This is a genomic window from Priestia sp. BR_2, from assembly GCF_041954005.1.
In the GTDB taxonomy this organism is placed as follows: Bacteria; Bacillota; Bacilli; order Paenibacillales; family Paenibacillaceae; genus Paenibacillus_AQ; species Paenibacillus_AQ lautus_A.
In genome coordinates, this window is record NZ_JAVFHM010000194.1 from 97156 (window position 1) to 118362 (window position 21207).

General features: G+C 51.0%; 17 protein-coding genes. 8 read left to right on the forward strand and 9 right to left on the reverse strand.

Annotation, left to right across the window (positions count from 1 at the left end; translation table 11 throughout):
- Positions 1–11: 11 nt before the first annotated feature.
- Together gyrA and RB298_RS14965 are read left to right on the forward strand one after the other, a co-directional pair.
- Entirely contained in the window at positions 12–2471 is a 2460-nt protein-coding gene (gene gyrA, locus RB298_RS14960; RefSeq protein WP_036665571.1) for a DNA gyrase subunit A, read from the forward strand.
- A gap of 411 nt (positions 2472–2882) precedes the next feature.
- Positions 2883–3314 carry a MarR family transcriptional regulator gene (locus RB298_RS14965; RefSeq protein WP_036671860.1) on the forward strand — a complete coding sequence of 144 codons (432 nt, stop codon included), beginning with the start codon at positions 2883–2885 and terminating at the stop codon, positions 3312–3314.
- A 153-nt stretch (positions 3315–3467) separates the two neighbouring features.
- Here RB298_RS14965 and RB298_RS14970 read toward each other — a convergent pair whose 3' ends face one another.
- The 5 genes from RB298_RS14970 to RB298_RS14990 all read right to left on the reverse strand — a co-directional run bounded on the left by RB298_RS14970 (position 3468) and on the right by RB298_RS14990 (position 9519).
- Positions 3468–4829, reverse strand: coding sequence for a lytic polysaccharide monooxygenase (locus tag RB298_RS14970; RefSeq protein WP_213577836.1), 1362 nt, complete (start codon positions 4827–4829; stop codon positions 3468–3470).
- 410 nt (positions 4830–5239) lie between these two features.
- A complete protein-coding gene (locus tag RB298_RS14975; RefSeq protein WP_096773326.1) occupies positions 5240–5959 on the reverse strand; it encodes an RluA family pseudouridine synthase in 720 nt (239 codons plus the stop codon).
- A gap of 4 nt (positions 5960–5963) precedes the next feature.
- Complete coding sequence (locus tag RB298_RS14980; RefSeq protein WP_015734608.1) at positions 5964–6827, reverse strand: class I SAM-dependent methyltransferase; 864 nt, start codon at positions 6825–6827, stop codon at positions 5964–5966.
- Positions 6828–6950: 123 nt separating this feature from the next.
- Complete coding sequence (locus RB298_RS14985) at positions 6951–7469, reverse strand: GNAT family N-acetyltransferase (protein ID WP_486047468.1); 519 nt, start codon at positions 7467–7469, stop codon at positions 6951–6953.
- A gap of 88 nt (positions 7470–7557) precedes the next feature.
- Complete coding sequence (locus tag RB298_RS14990) at positions 7558–9519, reverse strand: endonuclease MutS2 (protein ID WP_192572438.1); 1962 nt, start codon at positions 9517–9519, stop codon at positions 7558–7560.
- Between the two features lie 554 nt (positions 9520–10073).
- On the opposite strand from RB298_RS14990, the gene pepF reads away from it, so the two are divergent.
- Positions 10074–11873 carry an oligoendopeptidase F gene (gene pepF, locus RB298_RS14995; RefSeq protein WP_096773328.1) on the forward strand — a complete coding sequence of 600 codons (1800 nt, stop codon included), beginning with the start codon at positions 10074–10076 and terminating at the stop codon, positions 11871–11873.
- Between the two features lie 113 nt (positions 11874–11986).
- On the opposite strand, the gene RB298_RS15000 is transcribed toward pepF, so the two are convergent.
- Together RB298_RS15000 and RB298_RS15005 are read right to left on the reverse strand one after the other, a co-directional pair.
- The gene (locus tag RB298_RS15000) at positions 11987–15001 is read right to left on the reverse strand and encodes a PAS domain S-box protein (protein ID WP_486047469.1); all 3015 of its coding nucleotides are present in this window, start codon (positions 14999–15001) and stop codon (positions 11987–11989) included.
- 215 nt (positions 15002–15216) lie between these two features.
- Positions 15217–15498 (reverse strand): GNAT family N-acetyltransferase, encoded by a 282-nt coding sequence (locus tag RB298_RS15005; protein WP_192572435.1) that lies wholly within the window; start codon positions 15496–15498, stop codon positions 15217–15219.
- 133 nt (positions 15499–15631) lie between these two features.
- On the opposite strand from RB298_RS15005, the gene RB298_RS15010 reads away from it, so the two are divergent.
- The 4 genes from RB298_RS15010 to RB298_RS15025 all read left to right on the forward strand — a co-directional run bounded on the left by RB298_RS15010 (position 15632) and on the right by RB298_RS15025 (position 18063).
- On the forward strand, positions 15632–15952 hold the full coding sequence (locus RB298_RS15010; protein ID WP_015734614.1) for a hypothetical protein: 321 nt from the start codon (positions 15632–15634) through the stop codon (positions 15950–15952).
- 123 nt (positions 15953–16075) lie between these two features.
- Entirely contained in the window at positions 16076–16531 is a 456-nt protein-coding gene (locus tag RB298_RS15015) for a VOC family protein (protein WP_192572434.1), read from the forward strand.
- A gap of 277 nt (positions 16532–16808) precedes the next feature.
- Positions 16809–17393 (forward strand): TetR family transcriptional regulator, encoded by a 585-nt coding sequence (locus RB298_RS15020; protein WP_375119440.1) that lies wholly within the window; start codon positions 16809–16811, stop codon positions 17391–17393.
- Between the two features lie 127 nt (positions 17394–17520).
- Positions 17521–18063: a DUF6022 family protein gene (locus RB298_RS15025; RefSeq protein ID WP_486047470.1), complete on the forward strand. Its 543-nt coding sequence runs from the start codon at positions 17521–17523 to the stop codon at positions 18061–18063.
- Positions 18064–18201: 138 nt separating this feature from the next.
- On the opposite strand, the gene RB298_RS15030 is transcribed toward RB298_RS15025, so the two are convergent.
- Together RB298_RS15030 and RB298_RS15035 are read right to left on the reverse strand one after the other, a co-directional pair.
- Positions 18202–19143, reverse strand: coding sequence for an aldo/keto reductase (locus tag RB298_RS15030; protein ID WP_486047471.1), 942 nt, complete (start codon positions 19141–19143; stop codon positions 18202–18204).
- Between the two features lie 23 nt (positions 19144–19166).
- Positions 19167–20162, reverse strand: a complete 996-nt coding sequence (locus RB298_RS15035; protein WP_486047472.1) for a Gfo/Idh/MocA family protein — start codon at positions 20160–20162, stop codon at positions 19167–19169.
- 122 nt (positions 20163–20284) lie between these two features.
- On the opposite strand from RB298_RS15035, the gene RB298_RS15040 reads away from it, so the two are divergent.
- Positions 20285–21121, forward strand: a complete 837-nt coding sequence (locus tag RB298_RS15040) for a helix-turn-helix transcriptional regulator (RefSeq protein ID WP_096773335.1) — start codon at positions 20285–20287, stop codon at positions 21119–21121.
- Positions 21122–21207 lie beyond the last annotated feature (86 nt).

The following is a 21207-nucleotide window of genomic DNA, read 5'->3' on the forward strand; positions in this document are numbered from 1 at the left end:
AAGGTGAATGAATGAGTTTATCGGAGCAATTTTTGCCGGCATTTCTGGAAGAGGTTGTAGGTGACCGATTTGGCCGGTATTCCAAGTATATAATTCAGGACCGGGCGATCCCGGACGTTCGTGACGGCCTGAAGCCCGTTCAGCGTCGGATTCTGTACGCCATGTACGATTCGGGTAACACACCGGATAAACCATACCGCAAATCGGCGAAAACCGTTGGGGATGTCATGGGTAACTACCATCCGCACGGGGACTCATCGATTTATGAAGGCATGGTACGGATGGCCCAGCCATGGAAAATGGGACATGTGCTTGTGGACGGTCACGGAAACTGGGGTTCCCAGGACGATGATCCGGCAGCAGCGATGCGTTATACCGAGGCCAGGCTGTCGCCGATTGCCATGGAGCTGCTGCGGGATATCGAGAAGCGTACCGTGCTGTTTAAGGACAACTTTGATAACACGGCGAAGGAGCCGGTTGTGCTGCCTTCGCGGTACCCGAATCTGCTTGTGAACGGAGCTAGCGGGATTTCTGCGGGCTTCGCCACCGAAATCCCGCCTCACAATCTGCGGGAAGTGATCGATGCGTGCATCGCCGTCATGCAAAAGCCGGAGATCGAGCTGGACGAGATCATGACGTTCATAAAAGGCCCGGACTTCCCGACCGGCGGTATCATCATGGGCGGCGAAGGCATTTTGGATGCCTATCGGACAGGCAAAGGCCGGGTCTATCTGCGATCCAAGACGGACATTGAATCGCTTCGTGGTGGTAAACAGCAGATCGTCATCACGGAAATTCCTTATCAGGTTGTTAAGTCCAGATTGGTTACGGCGATGGAAAACATTCGTCTTGAGAAAAAAGTCGAAGGCATCGCCGAGGTTCGGGACGAGAGTGGACGGGAAGGGCTTCGCATCGTCGTGGAGCTGAAGAAGGATGCCGACGCGAACGGGATTCTGGCTTATTTGTTCAAGAAAACCGACCTGCAGATTACGTACAATTTCAATATGGTTGCCATCGTGAACAAAACCCCTCAGCAGCTGGGGCTTAAAGCGATGCTGTCGGCCTATATTGACCATCAGCGTGAAGTCGTCACCCACCGGACGCAGTTCGAGCTGGAGAAAGCCGAGGATCGGGCACATGTCTTGGAGGGCCTCGTCAAGGCGCTCAACATACTGGACGAAGTGATTGCGGCTATTAAGGCTTCCAAGAATCGCCAGGATGCCCAGAACAATCTGCAATGGATGTTCGGTTTCACGGAGAGACAAGCCGACTCGATTCTGACGCTGCAATTATACCGTCTTACCAACCTTGAAATTCATTCCCTGCAAAAAGAGCTGGACGAGCTGACAAAGAAAATCGAGGGCTTGCGTGCGATTCTCGACAGCGATAAGAAGCTGATTGGCGTCATTCGCAAAGAGCTGATCGAAATTCGGGAGAAGTACGGCATCGACCGGCGTTCGGTTATCCAGGAAGAAGTGGAAGAGATCAAGGTGAATCTTGAAGTGCTTGTCAACGCCGAGGATGTGCTCGTAACCTTGTCGAATGAAGGCTATATTAAGCGTACCAGCATGTTATCCTTCACCCGCAGCGGCGGTGAGCTGGAAAGCTCAGGCGTCAAGGAAGGGGATTACATCACGCGGTTGTTTGAAGTCAATACCCTGGAGAATCTGCTGATCTTCACGAGCCGCGGGCAATATTTCTTATTGCCGGTGCATCAGGTTCCGGAGTACAAGTGGAAAGATGCCGGTACGGCCATCGTTAACGTGATCCAGGTACCGAAAGAGGACCATATCGTATCGGTCATCCCGGTTTCGAACTTTGACGAAGCGGGCAAATCGCTTGTCTTCGTGAGCCGCAAAGGGCAAGTGAAGCGGACAGATCTCAAGGAGTACGTAACCAAACGGTCTGGCGCGGTTGCGGCAGCGAAGGTAGCTGCGGAAGACAGCATCATCCAGGTCGTTATGAGTGACAGCAATAAAGATATCGTGCTGATCTCGAAAGAAGGGATGAGCATCCGCTTCAATGAACAGGAAGTCAATGCCATGGGACGCGTTTCCGGCGGGGTTCGGGGAATCCAGCTTCGAGACGGGGACGAGGTCGTTGCGGCATTATGGGTGGAGAACGATGAAGGCGAGATTTTGACCATCACGGATCTTGGATACGGCAAACGAAGCTTGCTGTTGGATTATCCGGCCCAAAGCCGCGGCGGAAAAGGCATGGCCACGTTTGAGTTCAAGGAAGGCAAGCGGGTGAAGCCTAACGGCAGCGCCATCGTCGGCGCGTTCTATTGTCGCGAGCCGCTGCAGATTAACGCTTATAGCGAAGACGGGCAAGCTTTCCCGATTCACACGGAGAAGGTTCCGATTATGGAGCGTAAATCGATTGGTAAACTACTGGCCGATGTCGGCAAGAACGGGCAAATTGTCGATTTGGTCAGTCTCCCGCATGCAGAGTTAGGCAAAGAAGGTTAGGCAAGAGCGAGCCTTTCCTTTAATTCGGATATGGATTGAATAGAGATGAATGGACGAAAGCACCTTCGATGAACGGTTGTCGGGGTGCTTTTGTTGTATTTAGCGTTGGATGACGCATATTTAAATTTATACTATTTGACATATGTCTGGCGCTGTCGAAGTAAGCTGAATGTTGAGAAACGCCGTCACACAAGGCATGACGGGTTTTGTCGCTTGATTGGAAATTATATTTTTTAACGAAAAAAGAAGGATATTGGCTGGTGTCCAGCGAAAAGTTAATCCTATAAACTATTATGGAAAATCATGACGCTGGCTCAAACGGAAGTTCATTCATCGGATTACAGTGCGGCAAACTCAGATAGTATTTCGATGTTTGATCATGACAGACATAACGGAAGGGACGGGATAAACATGCATACTGCCGAATTCGCCAAGGTGTGGTCCAAGCTGGCCAAGGATTATAAACTCCATATGGAAGCCGGACTGGCCCCGACATTGACGGAGTCGCAACTCATGGTGCTGGAAGTGCTCGCTGAGCAGAAGCGGATGAAACCTTCCGATTTCATTCCTTACCTGGCTACAAGTCCGGCTGCCGTAACGATGCTATTGGACCGGATGGAGAAGAACGAATTGATCAAACGGGAACGGGACGCAAATGACAGACGGATCGTCTGGGTGACGATATCCTATAAAGGACGCGAGGAATATACGCGCGGATTACAGGTTAGGGAGGAGTACCTTTCCCGGATCTTGAACCGCATATCCTCGCATAATCAACAGCTGCTTGTCTATCTATTGGGAAAGATCAGCACGGCTCCGCAGGAGGTTCTGGTCGAGGCGTAGGCATTTTTGACCCAGCACCCTACATGGAATGCACAGAAGCCCCCATGTCTGGCTGCCTGCGGCAGCTTCGACTTTGGGGGCGGTTTCATTGTTTTGCTAATATTGCTTTCTAGTCACGTGGTCACTAACGAACCTTGGCATAATTTAAAGAAGTTAAGACTTAAGCAGCCATAAAGCCGGCACGTTAGCGGGTTCCCATCCAGGCAGGGACGTATGGGCTTGGCGGCACTCATAGGTTTTGCCTCCATACGTGACCAAAGCTCCCTGCTGGTATGAAGTATTCGGAGCCCAGGCCGGAGTTTCCGGTACAGAGCCGTCCGCCGTGGTGACTTGCAGCTCATTGCTGGCTGGGGATACGTTGCCTGCCGCATCGCGTGCTTTTACGGTAAAGCTATAGGTCGTGTTTGGCGATAATCCGCCAACTGTATAGGATAGCGTGCTGCCTGACACCGTCGTAACCAGCGTGGTGCCCCGATATACCTCATAGCCGCTTACTCCGACGTTATCCGTGGAAGCGTTCCAGGCTAATGATACGCTTGTGGACGTCGATCCCGCAGATCGTAAATTGGCAGGAGCCGTCGGAGCTTGGGTGTCCGGAACGGGATTTGATGTGCTGGCGGTTAGCGGGCTGCTCGCCTGTGATACGTTGCCTGCTCCGTCACGGGCTTTTACCGTAAAGGTATAGGAGGTGCCTGCTTGCAGGCCGGTAACGGTGTGGCTCAGGGTGGATCCGGATACCGTTGCCACTAGATTGGAGCCTCGATAGATTTCATAGCCTGTGACTCCTACGTTATCCGTAGAGGCGTTCCAGGCGAGCGAAATGCTGCTGCTTGTAACCCCTGTGGTTCTCAGATTCGCCGGCACGGTCGGTGCCTGCGTGTCCTGATTGCCGCTGCCGTTATTCAGGTTCACGTCGATCACGTTATAGAAGGCATTTCCCGTATCGGCGATTTCCCATACGGCGAGGATGAGATAGTAGCCGGTGCGGTCGGTAGGTACGTTACAAGTATGGGTTACGGTGTTCGGCGGTTGTTTGCCGCCGTCATTGAAGGAGCAGAACAATTCGAGATCTGCGCGTGCGAGGGGTTTGCTGGAATCCCAGCCTTTTTTCGTAATATAATATTTCCAATCGGATGTAGCATGGGCTGCGGTCAGCACCCACTTAAACGTGTTCGGCCCGCCGTTCATGTTTACCTTGCTCCAGCGGGTTGGCGTCTGTTCATACAGTTCGGTAAAGATTCCGGCACCGGTGATTTGGCCGTCCGCCGGTCCGCCGATCGGAAAGTTCCCTTTCCCTTCCAGGGAATGCGGTTCATAGATGATTCTGCCGCAGTTGACGTTCTCGCCGAGCTTGCACTTATAACCACGACTGGCCGGTGATTCGATATAACCATGAGCGGAAACGCTGCTTGCCGTAATGATCATAATGGTGAAAAACAACAATGTGCTTCCTAAAAAAATCCACAACGGTTTCAAATGCAAGCGGTGATTTGTTTGACACTGAGCCTGATCCATAACAAATACCTCCTTGAATATTGAATTTGAAATTCAGCGGACTCCTGCTGCTGATCAAACCTCCTTATGCTGCGGGTTTACTTGCTCTGCACTAAACAGGACCGAACCGGCTAGCGACTCCCTTCATGGATTATCCTTGATCATCCTCCTCCTCGGCAACCGTGATCTATATAAACCCCAAGATGAGGTTCATACCATGATTGTACAAATCAACTAAAAAATGTTAAACTATTCTGGTTACTATTCTTTTCCATTCTTTGTTAAAAGTAAAGGGATAATATATTATGATAGAGGGATAAAATATTACATTATATGTAATTAATTACATAGTCATAGCATTAGGCGTAGACATACAAAAAAACGAAATCCAATGATGGATTTCGTTTTTTTTACACTCATTGATAGGTTCGTCATGTCGATCCCAGCTGGTCCATATTGAAGATACTCCAAGGATAAACGGAAGGCGGCAAGGAACGAATGGAGATGTCCTCTTTGGTAACAGGGTGAGGGAACCCGACCAACACGGACCATAAGGCAATCTGTTGGCCGGCCTTGTTCACCTTGCTTCCATACTTCTGATCGCCGAACAGCGGATGACCCGCATGGCTGAGCTGAACACGTATTTGGTGCGGTCTGCCCGTGTGCAGCTCGATCAGGACAAGACTTACGCCTTCCGCTGCTTGTAGCACCGTATAATCCAGAATGGCTTCCTTGGCTCCGTCCGTCCCTTTGGAGGTAACGTGGACGGTGTTGGTTTTCGCATCCTTGTACAGCATGTTCACGAGCCGGCCTGAAGTTTTCGCTGGAACACCGTGAACGACCGCTACATACTGCTTACGGAAGCTGCGGCTCCGGACGGCCTCCGATAATCGGGAGGCGGCTTTGGACGTCTTAGCGAATACCATCGCTCCGCCCACGGGACGGTCAAGGCGGTGCACCAATCCCAAAAAAACGTTCCCCGGCTTGTTATAACGCTCCTTGATGTCCTGTTTCAGTATGGTCAGCATGTCGGGATCACCGGTAGCGTCCTCCTGCGAGGGGATGTTGACCGGCTTGGTTACGCCCAACACATGATTATCCTCGAAAAGAATCGGCACGGCCGGATACGTTGCTGGTCCCCGTCTGCTCATCGAATCAGGACTCCCATCGGCCCAGGATGCCGCATGGCAGGTTCATGCCGGAGCGGGTAATCGGCAATCCGATTTCGCCTGCGCTGATCAATCCGCCGTACTTCGGCTTCATGGTCATGGTGAGCATGTTGTTCAGAACGGTCGGGGAGATGCCGGTCGTGTAGGAGTTAATCAGCATGAACAGCGGGTTATCCGATACGATGCTCATGCAGCTTTCGAGGAATGGATACAGGCTCTGTTCCAGCTTCCACGTTTCTCCGCTTGGTCCGCGCCCATAAGAGGGAGGATCCATAATGATCGCATCGTATTTGTTTCCCCGACGCTGTTCCCGCTGCACGAATTTAAACACGTCATCCGTAATATAACGTATAGGGCGGTCAGCCAGGCCGGACAATGCCGCGTTTTCCTTGGCCCATTGAACCATCCCCTTCGCAGCATCCACGTGGACGACCTGAGCACCGGCAGAGGCCGCAGCGACGGTAGCTCCGCCCGTATAGGCGAACAGGTTCAGCACGCTGATCGGACGACCGGCGGAAGCGATTTTGTCCATCATCCAGCGCCAGTTCGCAGCCTGCTCCGGGAACAAGCCGGTATGTTTAAAATTGGTCGGTCGGATATGAAATTTCAATTGGTCGTACGAGATGGTCCATCGATCCGGCAGCTGCTTTTTCATGTCCCATTGCCCGCCGCCGGACGAGCTGCGGTGATAATGTCCGTGTACATTGCGCCATTGTCCGTCTTCACGTTCAATCGGCCAGATGATCTGCGGATCCGGACGCCTTAGAATGACATCGCCCCAGCGCTCCAGCTTCTCACCGCCACCGGTGTCGATGACCTCGTAATCTTGCCAACCTTGAGCTACATACATGTTGAAAACCATCCTTCAAATAGTCATTTAGACTTTATTGTACAACATATTGAAAGCTGAATGCCACCAAGGATTGCTTGCCTCAACCCTACCACTCGGATGACACGGTCTATGAAGTTCGGCTTACCCCAAATTTTCGAATGCGGAATGAAAACGGAATTCGCCATGAAGGTCATGAAGTGCGCCTTGCTGAAGCCCGGCGACCATGAACGCCTCATCGGAAACGGCGAATTGGGATACATCGATTCCATGGTTTCGGGCCTGGACAAAACCGTAACGCGGATAATACGAAGGATGGCCGAACAGAAACACAAGCGGATAGCCATGCGAGAGACACCGCCGTTTCCCCTCTTCAATCAGTTGCCCGCCGATCCCCTGCCGTTGATACTTCGGAAGCACAGCCAGCGGCCCTAGCGCAGCTACCCGATGGGTATGATCGCCGTCAAGAAGGCTCCCCCGGCTAAACATAATATGCCCCTTGATGATCCCGTCCTCTTCGGCAACCATGGACAATTCCCTTTCAAAAGCTCCGTCTTCCCGCAATCGTTGTACCAGGATCGCTTCTTCCTGACCGGAAAAAGCCTGGATGAGCAGCTCGTTGACCTGCTCATAATCCTTCTTGGTTTCGGTTCGTATGTTCATCGTTATCTCTCCTTCAATATATGGTTCATGTTTCTTTATTTCGTTATTCGTGTTCGTGCATTCGGCCGACTTATCGATCCAGGCATCGTTACTCCGGCTTCGTTTCAATTTGCAATCCTTCAACATGCTTGCGCTTCATCAAATTGCGCTTCTTCCGGTTCTCTTTGCTTTCAAAGACGATATCCAGATCATAATCCTCCGGGTAGAGATCCTTAGCCGCAATATAGGGCTTCAACCGTTTATGGTTGATTTTCAAACGCTCCTGTTGAATCATGACACCGATATGACCTCTAGCGTCCATGGTTTCATAAACGGTGCCGCTTCGTTTCAAATATGGCACATAGACCCGATCTCCTAGCTGATAAAGGGAAGAGGCGGGGGCTTCGTCTTCTTTATTCTTGTCGTCTACGGGTTGATCCGGACCCTCGATAGGGAAGGAATCGTATTCACCCGGGGTTGGTTCTCCGGCCCGTTCTTCGGTGTCCGAGCTATCCTCGTGACTGTAGGCCGCAATGCCTCTTGTCGTCCCCGCCTCCGTGATTTCCCGCGATCTGGCTATGATCGCTTCCGGAATCCCCAGCTTAGCAGCGATGACAAAAGCATAACTGTGACCGGCTTCACCAATCCGCAGGCGGTAGAGCGGCTCGAGGGTGTCGGCATCAAATTCCATGCGGGCATTCTCAAAGCCTGCCGTGCGATCGGCAAAATTTTTGATTTCGGTAAAATGGGTAGTGACCACGACCGTTGCTTGACGTTGAAACAGCTCTTCCAGAATGGCGATGGACAACCCGACGCCTTCACCCGGGTCCGTTCCGGAAGCCATTTCATCGAGCAATACCAGCGTGGACCTGCCGGCCGTCTGCAAAATGTCGCGGATGTTGCGGATATGGGCCGAGAATGTGCTCAGGGCATGCTCCAAACTCTGCCCGTCCCCGATGTCGACGGACACCTCGTCAAAGACGGCGCAATGGCTGCCCTCCGCTACGGGAACCAGCAAACCGGACTGAACCATAATGGTGATCAGCCCAACCGTCTTCAGCGCTGAAGTTTTGCCGCCGGTATTTGGACCCGTTATGATTAAGGTTTTATATCGTTTCCCGATGGTGAAGTCCAGCGGTACCATGGAGGAGCCGATTAAAGGGTGAACCGCGGATTTGAGATGGATGAATCCCTCCTGGTTCAGATCCACATTGCGCCCTCCGATGGAAATCGCGTATTTGCCCCTGGCTATGATGTAGTCGTAGATTCCGACGGTATCGGCGTTGGTTCTCAGTTCGTATTGATACTGCTCGACGAGTGCCGTCAAATCGCTCAGCACTTTGGTTTCTTCCCGGACCTCATCGGCTTGCAGGTGGTTCAGTTCCATCTGAAGCCCCTGCATATCGGCTGGTTCGATGAATACCGTCTGCCCGCTGGCCGATTCATCCAGAATCGAGCCACTCACGGCTTTTCGGTGTTCCTTCTTGATGGGCAGCACGTAACGTCCTCCGCGTTTGCTGACGACATGCTCTTGCATGATCCCTTTGTAACGGCTCATCAGGCTGTCGAGCTTACGCTTGATCCGTTCCTCGGTTACGATGATTTTCTTGCGGATTTTCGCCAGGTCTTTGCTGGCGCCATCCACAACGCGGCCGGCATGAATGCTGCGTTCGATTTCGGACAGGAGCGGGCGCAGTTCATGCATGGAAGAGGCGTAGGAACTGATCGTCGGAGCAATGCTGCTCTTGGCGGCCATATATTGAATGAGCTGACGGCAGCTTCTGAGATACTGGACCAAATGGCCGAAATCGCGCTCGGACAGGACATATCCGGTGCCGAGCAAATCCAGGATCAACTCAACGCCCTCCAGTGAGGGAATAGGCACGCTAGCCCCGCTTTGCAGCAGGGTTTTGGCTTCCTCCGTTTCATTGAGCTTATTACGGATGGCCTTCATCTGGGTGAGGGGGGCCATCTTCTGAATGTGCGAAATGCCCAGATAGGATACGGCAAAGCGTTCGAGTTCGGTGCGTATTTTCTCATACTCCAATTTGTTTAATGCCAATGGCTTCATGGGTTACATTCTCCTTTAGACTAAAATGGTGGGAGGTAATACAACGCAAAAAAGGCGGAAAGCGAACTACTCAGGTTCGCTTTCCGCCCAAAGACCGTTATTCCGATGGATATGGCGTGGGACATCTCCAAATAACCCCGCTGAGTAAAGAGGGGAGACCCAAAAAATCCGTGCTGAACTCAGCACGGATGACCATATCATATCGAAATAAACCCTAAAGGGGCTTCAATTGATATCCGCAGTTCTTAACTAATTCAACGGACGAAATGAGAATCCATCAAAAAATAAACATATCCCCAAAAAGGAAATGCCCAGAATTTTACATTTCGATCCATATGAAATTGGGTTAGTTAAGAACGACCACCGACATCAAAATCTCTCCTTTAGATAAGAGTATGGATTAACTATATCCATAAACACGGTCGGAAGTCAAGGCTTAAATGAGGAGGCGTTTCCCGTAAAAAACTGTGATAAGATGGAAGGGTGACGCTGCTGCTAATCCTTAAGCCGTGCAGCAGCCAGTGATCGCTTAAGACAGGAGAGGAGCTGTATCCATGGGGAAATTGCTGACACGAGGTGAGGTTCCAATCGAGGCTACCTGGAATCTGGATGATTTGTTTGTCTCGCAAGAAGAATTTGAAGCGGGTCTCAAAGCGCTTGAATCGCAAGCTGCTCAATTGACGCGGTTTAAGGGCAGGCTAGGCGATGGTGCATCTGTACTTCTCGAATGCCTAAATGAACAGGAAGCGTTGATGGAGAGCATCGGCCGAGTCGGGGCATATGCCAGACTGCGTCAGTCGGAAGACGGAACCAACCCGTCCAACCTGGCGAATTCGGCCAAAACGGGCGATGTGTTGTCCCGCATCCAGTCCTCCTTAACTTTTATTGAATCGGAGCTGCTGGACCTCCAGGACGGAACCATCGAGCATTACATAACGAAGGAAGAAGGGCTGGCGCCTTATGCCCGAAGCTTGACGCTGCTGCTGGAGTCCAAGCCTCACCGCTTGAGTCCTGAGACGGAGAGCGTGCTTGCATCGCTGGGCGAGGTGCTCGGTTCTCCTTACCGCATCTATTTGCGCAGCAAGCTGTCGGATATGACCTTTGATGACATTCAAGTGAATGATGAAACCAAGCCGGTCTCGTTCCGTCTGTACGAGAATTCCTACGAAATGTCCGAGGATACGGAGCTTCGGCGCGAAGCCTATGCGTCTTTTACGAAGTCGCTGCAGGGGGCGCGTCACACTTTTGCCGAGGCGTACGCCACGGAAGTGAAGAAGCAGGTGGTGCTGTCCCGGCTTCGCGGGTATGACTCCGTTACGGATATGCTGCTCAAGCCCCAGCAAGTGACAATGGATATGTACACTCATATCCACGATACGATTCTGAAAGAGCTTGCTCCGCATATGCGCAGGCTGATGAAGCTGAAGAAACGCGAGCTTGGTCTGGATCAGATGCTGTTCTGCGATTTGAAAGCGCCGATGGATCCGGATTTCAATCCAAGCGTAACCTATGAAGAAGCTTGTGCCACCATCTCCAGCGCCTTGTCGATTCTTGGTCCCGAATACGGCGAGATCGTTGAATCCGCGTTCTCCAAGCGCTGGGTGGACTATGCCGATAATATCGGCAAATCTACAGGAGCGTTCTGTTCATCGGTTTACGGAGTGCATTCCTATATCCTGATGGCATGGGCGGACAATATGCGCAATGCCTTCACGTTAGCACACGAGGTAGGGCATGCGGGCCATTTGATGCTCGCTGCACGCTATCAGCGCATCACCAATGCCCGTCCGTCCATGTATTTTATCGAAGCGCCGTCAACGATGAACGAGCTTCTCTTGGCGGATCACTTGCTGAGTCAATCCGAGGATAAGCGGATGCGGCGCTGGATCATTCTCCAACTGCTGAGCACCTATTACCACAATTACGTGACGCACCTTCTGGAAGCGGAAATGCAGAGAAGGGTATACCGCCATGCGATGGCCGATGAACCGATTACGGCAGACAAGCTGTCCGAGCTTAAGGGCGCAGTGCTTTCCGATTTTTGGGGAGACGCCGTGGAACTGGACGAAGGCGCGAAGCTTACCTGGATGCGGCAACCGCATTACTATATGGGACTATACCCTTACACCTATGCGGCAGGCTTGACCGCTTCAACAGCTGCGGCGCAGCTGATCCGCGAGGAGGGCCAACCGGCCGTGGACCGATGGCTTCAAGTGCTCAAGGCCGGCGGCAGCAAGAGCCCGCTGGAATTGATGGCCATGGCGGGCGTCGATATGTCCACGTCGGAGCCGATTTCCAAAGCGGTGGCTTATGTAGGCAAACTGGTAGACGAACTGGAATCCCTCTACCAATAGAACGAAACCGATCACTCGGTGCGAAAACGAGAAAAAAGGTGGTCCACAGCATAAGAAGCCATGGATCACCTTTTTTTGACGCAGATCAATTGAGAACGAAAAGTGACCGAATGTTACGGGTTCGTGTGAACATCCTGCAGCGTATGGGTCGGAATCGTAAAATAGAAGGAAGAACCGACATTTTCACGGCTCTCGACGCCAATGACGCCGCCCATCAGCTCAACCAGCTTTTTACTGATCGCAAGCCCTAATCCGGTACCGCCATATTTACGGTTCAAAGATGGATGGAGCTGCGAGAAGGAAGTGAACAGCTGATGCTGGAGCTCGGGCGCTATGCCGATTCCCGTATCCTTTACTTGAAAAGCAAGCGTGAACTCTTGGGTGCCCGTCCTGCGAAGTCCTTCCACGTTCAACGTTATGCTGCCTTCATGCGTGAACTTGATGGCATTGCTGATGAGATTCACAAGCACCTGCCGCAGCCGCAGGGCATCGCCGATAATCACGTCGGGGACATTGGCGCTGTTGATGTTGAACGATAAGGACAACCCTTTTTCCTTGGCTTTCGCCGAGAATAAATCAACGACGACTTCGAGCAAGGAGCGCAAATCAATCGGTTCATGATTAAGGGTCATATTGCCGGTCTCGATTTTACTGAAATCGAGGATCTCGTTCAGGATGTGCAGCAGCGAGCCGCTGCTCTCCATGAGAATATGGATGTAATTCTGTTGGTCTTCGTCTAGCTCTGTCGTGCTTAACAGCTCTATCATCCCGATAATGCCGTTCATCGGCGTCCGGAGCTCGTGGCTCATCATGGTGAGAAACTCCGTCTTTGCTTGATCCGCCCGTTCGGCGTTCTCCTTGGCGCGGATGATCTCTTTCTCGTCCGTAATATCGCGGAATACCATGACGGCGCCTTTGCGCTCTCCTTGATCCCAAATCGGATTAACCTGATAATCGGCTAAAAAGCTGGTACCGTCTCCTCGCCAGAGTACGATTTCGGCTCTGGACAGCGGTACGCCTTGTTTGACTGCCTGAACGAGAGGAGAATCTTCCCCGCGATAGAAAGTACCGTCATGGCGAATTTCCTTGATGATCTGGTCGCACGGTCTTCCAATGGTCGTTGCAGGTTCGTAATCAAGCATGGCTGCCCCGGCCGGATTGATGAAAGCGACTTGCCCGTGAATGTCCAGACCGATGATGCCCTCCGATACCGTATTCAGCAACAAGGTGAGCTCCCGGCTGAGCTTCTTGATCTCTTCCATCGTCCGAATGCGTTCGGTGATGTCCCGGGTAATGCCATAAACGCCGACGACTTCGTCATCCACGAAAATCGGAATGTTGATGGTATTGATTTCGATGGGGCGTCCATCCTTATGAATGATGGTCAGATCATAGCTTTGGGGTATGCCTTCCTTCGCTTGATTAAAATGAAACAGCGTGCGAGCAATGTCTTTTTCCGCTACAATCGGCCCGAAATACATTCCGATGAGCTCGTCTAACGTATATCCCGTCAGCTCCTGCAGATTCTGGTTGGCCGTTATATAATCACCGTCCAAATTCATGGAGTATACGGCGGATGGATTGTACTCGAACAGAGAGCGGTAGCGCTGCTCGCTTTCCTTCAGCTTAAATTCCATTAATTTTCGTTCGGAAATGTCGCGGGCAATCGAAATAATTTCATTCTTCTGATCACCCTGCGTGCTGATATATTTGCAATTGACCTCAAACCAGATGTGCCTGCCATCCTTATGTATATAGCGGAAGGTGATCGGTGTGAGCATTTTGCCTTCCAGGCAATTCTCTAAATAGTCCTGTAGCGGCGCAATATCCTCAGCGTATACGTAGTCAAAAGTACTGGTGCCGACCATCTCTTCGGGGCGATACCCGAGCAGGGCGTAGCAGGAAGGGGAGCAGTAAAGAAACGTAAAGCAGTCAATGGTGCTTCGCGATATGAAATCGAGCGAATTTTCGGTGATGAGCTTGTACTTATTCTCATTCTCCAGCGACTGCTGCTCGATCATCACCTGTTCGGTAATATCCTGTGCCATGCCGACCATCTCCATAGGTCTTCCTTCGTTCGTAACGGTGACCTCCCACTGGGCTCTGATGGTTCGGATTTGTCCGTCTTTAAGCTGGATCCGGTATATGATTTCGTCTGCTTTACCCTGTACGGCCGTGCGCACAACCTGTTCCAGCCGTTCGCGATCCTCCGGAATGACCAGGGACATCAGCGCGTCATGATTCGGCTCGATGGCATTGATCTGATACCCGTAAATTCGCCTCATTTCATCGCTGTAGGTAAGCGTATGCGTGATCAAGTCCCAGCGCCAGGAACCGATCTTGGCAATCCGCTGCGCATGGGCCAGCGTATCCTCATCCGTTTTACGTTTGGTTATGTTTCGTCCTATGGCCAGTACCTTGTCAATTTCACCTTGAGCACCCCGAATGAGCTGAAACGACGTTTCAAACCATAAATAATGTCCTTCCTTATGGCGAATGCGTCGAACAAAACTATCTTTCTCCGAAAATAGTTTGCCTGGTTCCTTCATTTGCTCGGAATCGACTTGATGGTAGTATTTACCGCGGTGTTGGCCCAACATTTCCTCTTGGGTGTATCCCAGTATGTCAGTGGCAGAAGGTGAGATGTATTCGATGATGCCGTCGGCGCTGCTGATGGATATGAGGTCTTGTCCGCTTTTTGAAATCAGTGCCAGCAGCTCGTCATTCTTGATGATCGGCGGCAAAGCAGTCCCCTCCTGCACGGTCCCGGGTTCCAGGCAGCACATGATCCACGGTGTCCTGTCTTGTGAGGGGGGCTCCAGCAGGGAGATACTCACGGCGACATGCACTTGGCGCCCGTCCTGGCGAATAAAATAAGATTCTCTTGAGAGAGTGGACGTTGGGCCATATATCAATGATTGCAATATTTGTTGAAAAGATAGGTTGGATAGAACTTGGATTTCGGAAGGTTTGAGCTGTAGCAGGTCAGAACGCTTGGATTCCGTTATTTCGCAGAATCGGTCGTTCACCATCGCAACAGGCTCGTCAACCGCAGAAATCAGGATCGCCCCAAAAGGCAATTTGTCAAACATCTGTTCCCAGACCCAATTCTCCGCTGTTTGCATCATGTTAATAATTGCCTCCCTAAGCTAAGCTATACCATTTGATCATAGAGGATAGGATCGCTCTATCGCAATAGAAAATACCAAAGTTAAATACTGACTGAAAATCCGGGCGCGCGAAAGCCAACCGATAAGGGGAGCATTCTTATGGCTGGCCAAGTTCAAACTAACAGATGCTTCATTTTTGATTGCATGTTTGCCAAGGTTGTTTAATAGCATATTTATTTGTGCAGAAGTACGCGATCGTCGAGGTTTTTATCAAAATAATGCCCGGCATAGGAGCAAGCGGGGATGATTTTCAAGTTTTCTTCCCTGGCGTATCCGATCACTTTTCGTACGAGCTCATCGGCAATGCCTTGACCCCGTAGCCCTGGAGAAATATAGGTATGATCGATGCTGATCACTCCGTTTCCTTGTGGGGAGTAGGAAATTTCGGCTACTTTTTTGCCGTTGTCCTCAATGTAAAAGCTGCTTGGCCCCGTTTGTATATTTCGTTTGTCCATTGATGTCTAACCTCCTTCATCTGGTTGTACTATACCCGTATCGGCGGTGCATTAAACGGATTGCGGATAGGCGAACACCCTTGAGAGGGCAATTGCATACAATGCGGGTAGAAGAGAATGAAGGAGGAGCAACATGAACCAATATTCAACTCAACCGCAAATGCTGTTTCAATGCGATCACCAGTTGGTACATTCCATGAAGAAACATAGAGAAAGCGCCCATTCGGCCATGAAAAACGTGGTGAATCGCAAGGTAAGGGTGCATACGATGGATGATGAAGCCGTTGAAGGTATCGTCATAAATGTCGATGCAAAGAATGTGTACATTCTTGTAGAACAAGGCAACAGAGGTTTCTACCCGGGATACCCTCCATTTGTGCCGTACGGCCCCAATCCTAATGTCGTATTGCCTTTAGCATTGTTCAATCTATTGGCAGTCAGCTTGTTGTGGTAGCCAACGAAGAACCTGCGGTCCGCAGGTTCTTTTTTTATGAAAAATTTCAAAAAATATTATTTACATACATGCTGTATGTATGTTAAATTGGGATCATTCCATATACAAGGAGATGTTTTCCATATGAAACTTCAAGGATTTTATCCCGTCATCATGACAGAACAGATTGCCGAAAGCGCAGACTTTTACACACGGTTGTTTGGTTTTGAGGTTGTTTTTGAAGCGGATTGGTATGTAAGCTTGAAGAAGGGAATCGAGGGACCCGTCGCTTACGAGCTGGCGATCCTGTCCAAAGATCACCCGACGGTTCCCTCTGCTTATCAGCAGCGTGTACAGGGGCTGATACTCAATTTTGAGGTGGAGGATGTGGATGCCGAGTACGAAAGGCTGGTCATCCATGAAAAGCTGCCGCTTCATCTGGACATTCGTGATGAGGAGTTCGGCCAGCGGCATTTTATTATCAGTGACCCGAATGGGGTGCTGATCGATATGATTAAGATCATTCCACCTTCCCAAGCCTTTATGGAGCAGTATAATGAAGAGGTGTGGTCCACGAAGGATGACGGCACCGGCGAATGAGTACAGCCTTTCGCGCAGAAGGATTACTTCGGTAAGAGAGCTTGCGGATTTTCTGTCAGATTGAGGTAAGCCGCATGTACCGGAGCTTCCTCGGGGGCATTTATTAAAAGCCGCAAGCCGCTGACTTTTACATCCGGAATCATCTGATAATACCGTCCATGGATCCGTCAGCATTCGCTAAGCTCCATGGCGAAGGGTGTAAGACCAGGAAATGCTGGGGCTTCCGTCGTCCTTGAGAACAGCATCCGAATGATGCATAGGAGAGAATAACGCAATCATGAGAAGAACCAAAAGCGAAGCGAACGAAACCATACAGCTGCTGCTAAAGGTGGCCAGGGCACAGTTTGCGGAAAAAGGCTATGCCCATGCGGCTTTAGAAGAGATTGCCGACGAAGCTCATGTTACCCGCGGCGCGCTGTATCATCATTTTAAGAATAAACAAGGGCTGTTTCTCGCCGTACTCGAATTAGTGCAGACGGAAATTGGGCAGCGCGTGGAGGCGGAAGCCGACCGTTACGTGGATCCTTGGGATCAGCTGCTGTTTGGATGTCGGGCCTTTATTGCGACCGTGGTCGAACCGCGGAATAAGCGCATTATGCTTATTGACGGCCCGAGTGTTGCAGGCTGGGAGTCATGGCGCGAGATGGACGAGCAGAATTCGATGAGCCACCTGAGGGAACAGTTGGCCTTGATGCAGCATCAGGGAATGATGAAGGCCGCTCCGGTTGATGCCTTGACGCATGCCCTGTCCGGAGCCTTAAACGAATGCTCGTTGTTGGTGGCACAAATGCCGGAAACGGATAAGGGCATCGAGGAAACCATGCATGTGATTGCCGGCATGCTGCAGGGATTCAGGCTTTAAAGGTTTAAAGCACATGATAAGGTTCACCCCTAATATGGGCCATATATCCAGCAAATCTTACAATTTGCATGAATGTTGTAAGCTGGAGAGGTACATCCAAAAATCCATGAAATGGAAAGGGGTTAATATGAATCCATTGAAACCGCTGCAAGCATTTTTGGAAGCACAGCAGGACAAACCGATCGAAGCCATCGGAAGCTATATTTCCGAACATATTGAACAGAACTGGGAAAAGGTGCTTACCGATAACCGGGAAAAACTGCAAAGGGCATACAACGAGGGTGGGGATATGGCGTACGGGACGTATTTAAACCTGTTATTCTTGCCGGTACACAGGCAGCTCAAGGAAATGGGAATACGTCCCGCACCGAAATTCCCGGGCGACTTCGACATTTCAAGGGAATGGGGAAGCGAGGAAGGAACCGACCAGCAGCGCTGGATGTGGAGCACCGTTTTGTCGCCGGAGGAAGAGCCGCTAGGTACCATCGTCACGATCGTATACCACGACCATACCCAGTTTCGGGTCCCAAGGCAGCCGCGTATTCTAGCCTTGCATGAGACAGGCAAGGAAGACGTCGTTGCGGTCCTTTCACTGAAGTCGGCGGACTTTAGCGAGGCGCTCGAATTTACGGCAGAATATGAACAATATCTGCGGAGTTTGCAGGAGTAGGGGGGCCCGGGAACCACGGGTTCATCTACCTGATTTCAGATTGGGCCTCCATGCCTGAATTGATGACGTTAAATTGAAAATAAAACGCCTTGAGCCGGATGACGTTATCCTGGCTCGAGGCGTCTTTATCGTTAGGAATTAAGATCGTTGATCAATCGTCAGGTCTAACCAGTCTAATTCTTCCTTAGTCAGGCGGATGTTCGAACCCTCGTCGCAGGATTTCAATTCCTCGGCCGATTGTGCGCCGATTAGCGCGCAAGTAGGGAAGGGCTGGTTCAGTACGTAAGCGAGCGCGATCTGTATGGCAGTCACATTCTTCGAAGCAGCAAGCTGTTTGGCGCGCTCTAACCGCTCCCAGTTCGCATCGCTGTAAAATACCCGTACAAGATCCGCGTTGTCCCGAATCTCCGGAGTGAATCGCCCAGTGAAGAATCCTCGCGCTTGGGAAGACCAGGAGAGCAGCGGAAACTGTTCAGCTTCATGCCAGGCCATCGTCTCCGCATCGGCTGAGACGCAGCCTTTCCAGAAGGGTTCGTTCGGCTTGGCCAGGCTGAGGTTCGGGCTGCTGAAGGAAAAGCCGACCAAGCCGTTTGCGTCAGCATAGGCATTGGCATCCCGAATGCGTTCCCAGGTCCAATTGGATACCCCGATGGCGCCTACACTGCCGTCCGCAATATATTCGTTCAGAGCCTCGATGACTTCCCCCGCCGGAACCTCAGGGTCGTCACGGTGCAATGCGTACAGATCGATGAAATCCGTCTGTAGTCTTTCGAAGCTTGTCGTGATGTCGTTTTTGATGTCTTTTTTGCTGACGCGAGGGCCGTTTTGGTCATGGTGGGCACCCTTTGTCAGAATGACGAGCTGATCCCGGTTCCCCCTTTCCTGCATGTATCTGCCGATGACTTCTTCGCTCTGACCGCCGCAGTATATATGTGCGGTATCAACGGAATTGCCGCCGATCGCAAGGTAAGCATCCATATTGGTGGCAGCTTTCTCGTACGAATCATGATAGAAATAGTCCGTTCCTTTCATGAGCGCAGAGACGGGTTTGTTTAATCCCTTGATTGATATATATTTCATGTTCATCTCCTCCTTGAGTGAATTTACAGCACGATTCTCGTACGTTCGTGGGCAGATTGCAGGCAGGCATCGATGACTCTCATGTTGCGAACCGCATCCTCCGTCGAGTAGCGGAGAGGCTTGTCGTACAAAACGGCTTCCGCTATCCGGTCACCTTGTTCGCTGTATGCGTTTGCATGAGGAACCTCGATTTCTTTGCGTCCATCGCCGGTCGTTAAGAAGAAGTTTGCTCCGTTCTCAGGCAGGCTGTAGGCGTATGGGACTTCAATCAGGCCATCCGTGCCAACAATTTCAAGGGGATTCCGATAAGCCGCCCACATGCCGCAATCAAAGGTCAGGGCAACGTTGCCTTCAAATTCGATCAAGCCGGAGGCCATCATGTCGACATGATCATGCTCAGGCGAGAAGAAGGCTTGAACGGTAACCGCTTCCGGTTCTTTATCCAGCAGGATGCGCGCGGCATTGATCGGATAACAGCCGACATCATAAATCGAACCGCCGCCCCAATCTTTGCGAAACCGGACATTTCCATGATTGGCCGAGCTGTTAAAAGTAAACGCGCTGCGAATGCCCCGAATTTCCCCAATGGCACCGGAGTCGATCATTTCCTTCAGCACGTCGTATCGCGGATGATAACGGTACATAAAGGCTTCGGCTAGAATCACGCCCGCGGCCGCGGCCGCGTCAGCCATTTCGGCCGCTTCTGCTTCCGTCAGCGCCAGCGGTTTTTCGCACAGTATATGTTTGCCGGCTTCCGCTGCACGGATGCTCCATTCTTTATGTAGATGGTTAGGTAGCGGGATATAGACAGCATCTATGGAAGAATCCTCAAGCAAGGACTCATAACTGCCGTATGCAGTCGGAATCTTCAGTTCCTCGGCGGTTTGCTCTGCTTTTGCCTGGTCGCGGCTGGCGATGGCAACGACTTCATTGAAACGGGATTGCTGCAGACCGGGTATGACCGAACGTTTGGCAATGCTGGCGCATCCAAGTATCCCCCAACGAAGTTTTTGAGTCATGTTCATCAGCTCCTATACAACTTATTAAGATTATATTGCGATTATAAAAGACAAGAAATAAAATTGATATAATATTATTTTGTAGTGTTATACAACAATATTGTCATTATAGGAGGATGGAGATGAAACGACAAAGCCATCTGCTGACCCTTCCGCAAATGCCGTTCTTCTGTCTGCCGGAATCGGTAGGGATCTACCGGGATGAGCCGGATCACACGGTGACGCGGGCAGCCGGTTCTTTAAACAATTTCAATATTCACTATGTTGCTTCCGGAAAAGGGCATGTTGAAATCGACAATGTCGTTCATACGCTCGGCCCAGGGGAAGCCGTGCTGTATTTTCCCATGCAAGCTCAGCATTATTACAGCAGCGAGGACGACCCTTGGGATGTCCGCTGGTTCCATTTTTATGGCAGCGGCCTGCAGAATTATTTCATCGAGCGCGGATTTCATAAAAGCCAGCTTTGGAGCATTCGGCAGCCGGCGGCCTTTGAGGAAGCTCATGAAGCGCTCTTGAATGAGGCGGAAACCCATCGCATGCTGAAGCCTGCGCAATTGTCCACCTTGACGTATTCCTTGTTAGCCGTATTCGTCGAACAGGCGTCCTCCTTATCGGATAATAAATCCAACAATTCGGCGAACCGAATTCACGAGCTGCTGCCCATCATGCAGCAGGAAGCTGCACAGCCGTTTATTTTGGAAGAGTGGGCGGCTAGGTTAGGCGTATCCACGTACTATTTTTGTAAATTATTCCGCAACGTCATGGAGATGACGCCGATGGATTTTGTGACGCGCTGCCGTCTTCAGATGGCTAAGCAATGGCTGCTCGATCATAAAGATAAAACGATCGGACAAATTGCAGTGGAAGCGGGTTACCCGAGCGTCAGTTACTTTAACAAGCGATTTATGGAGCACGAAGGCATGACGCCATCTTCCTATCGTCGCTTGTATGGGGTATAGTTATATGGATTACGTCGTCAGGTCAGGTAAGAACTCGACTTAGGTCCAGGTCCTAATCACACCTATAGTCGGTTATGGAAACGGCT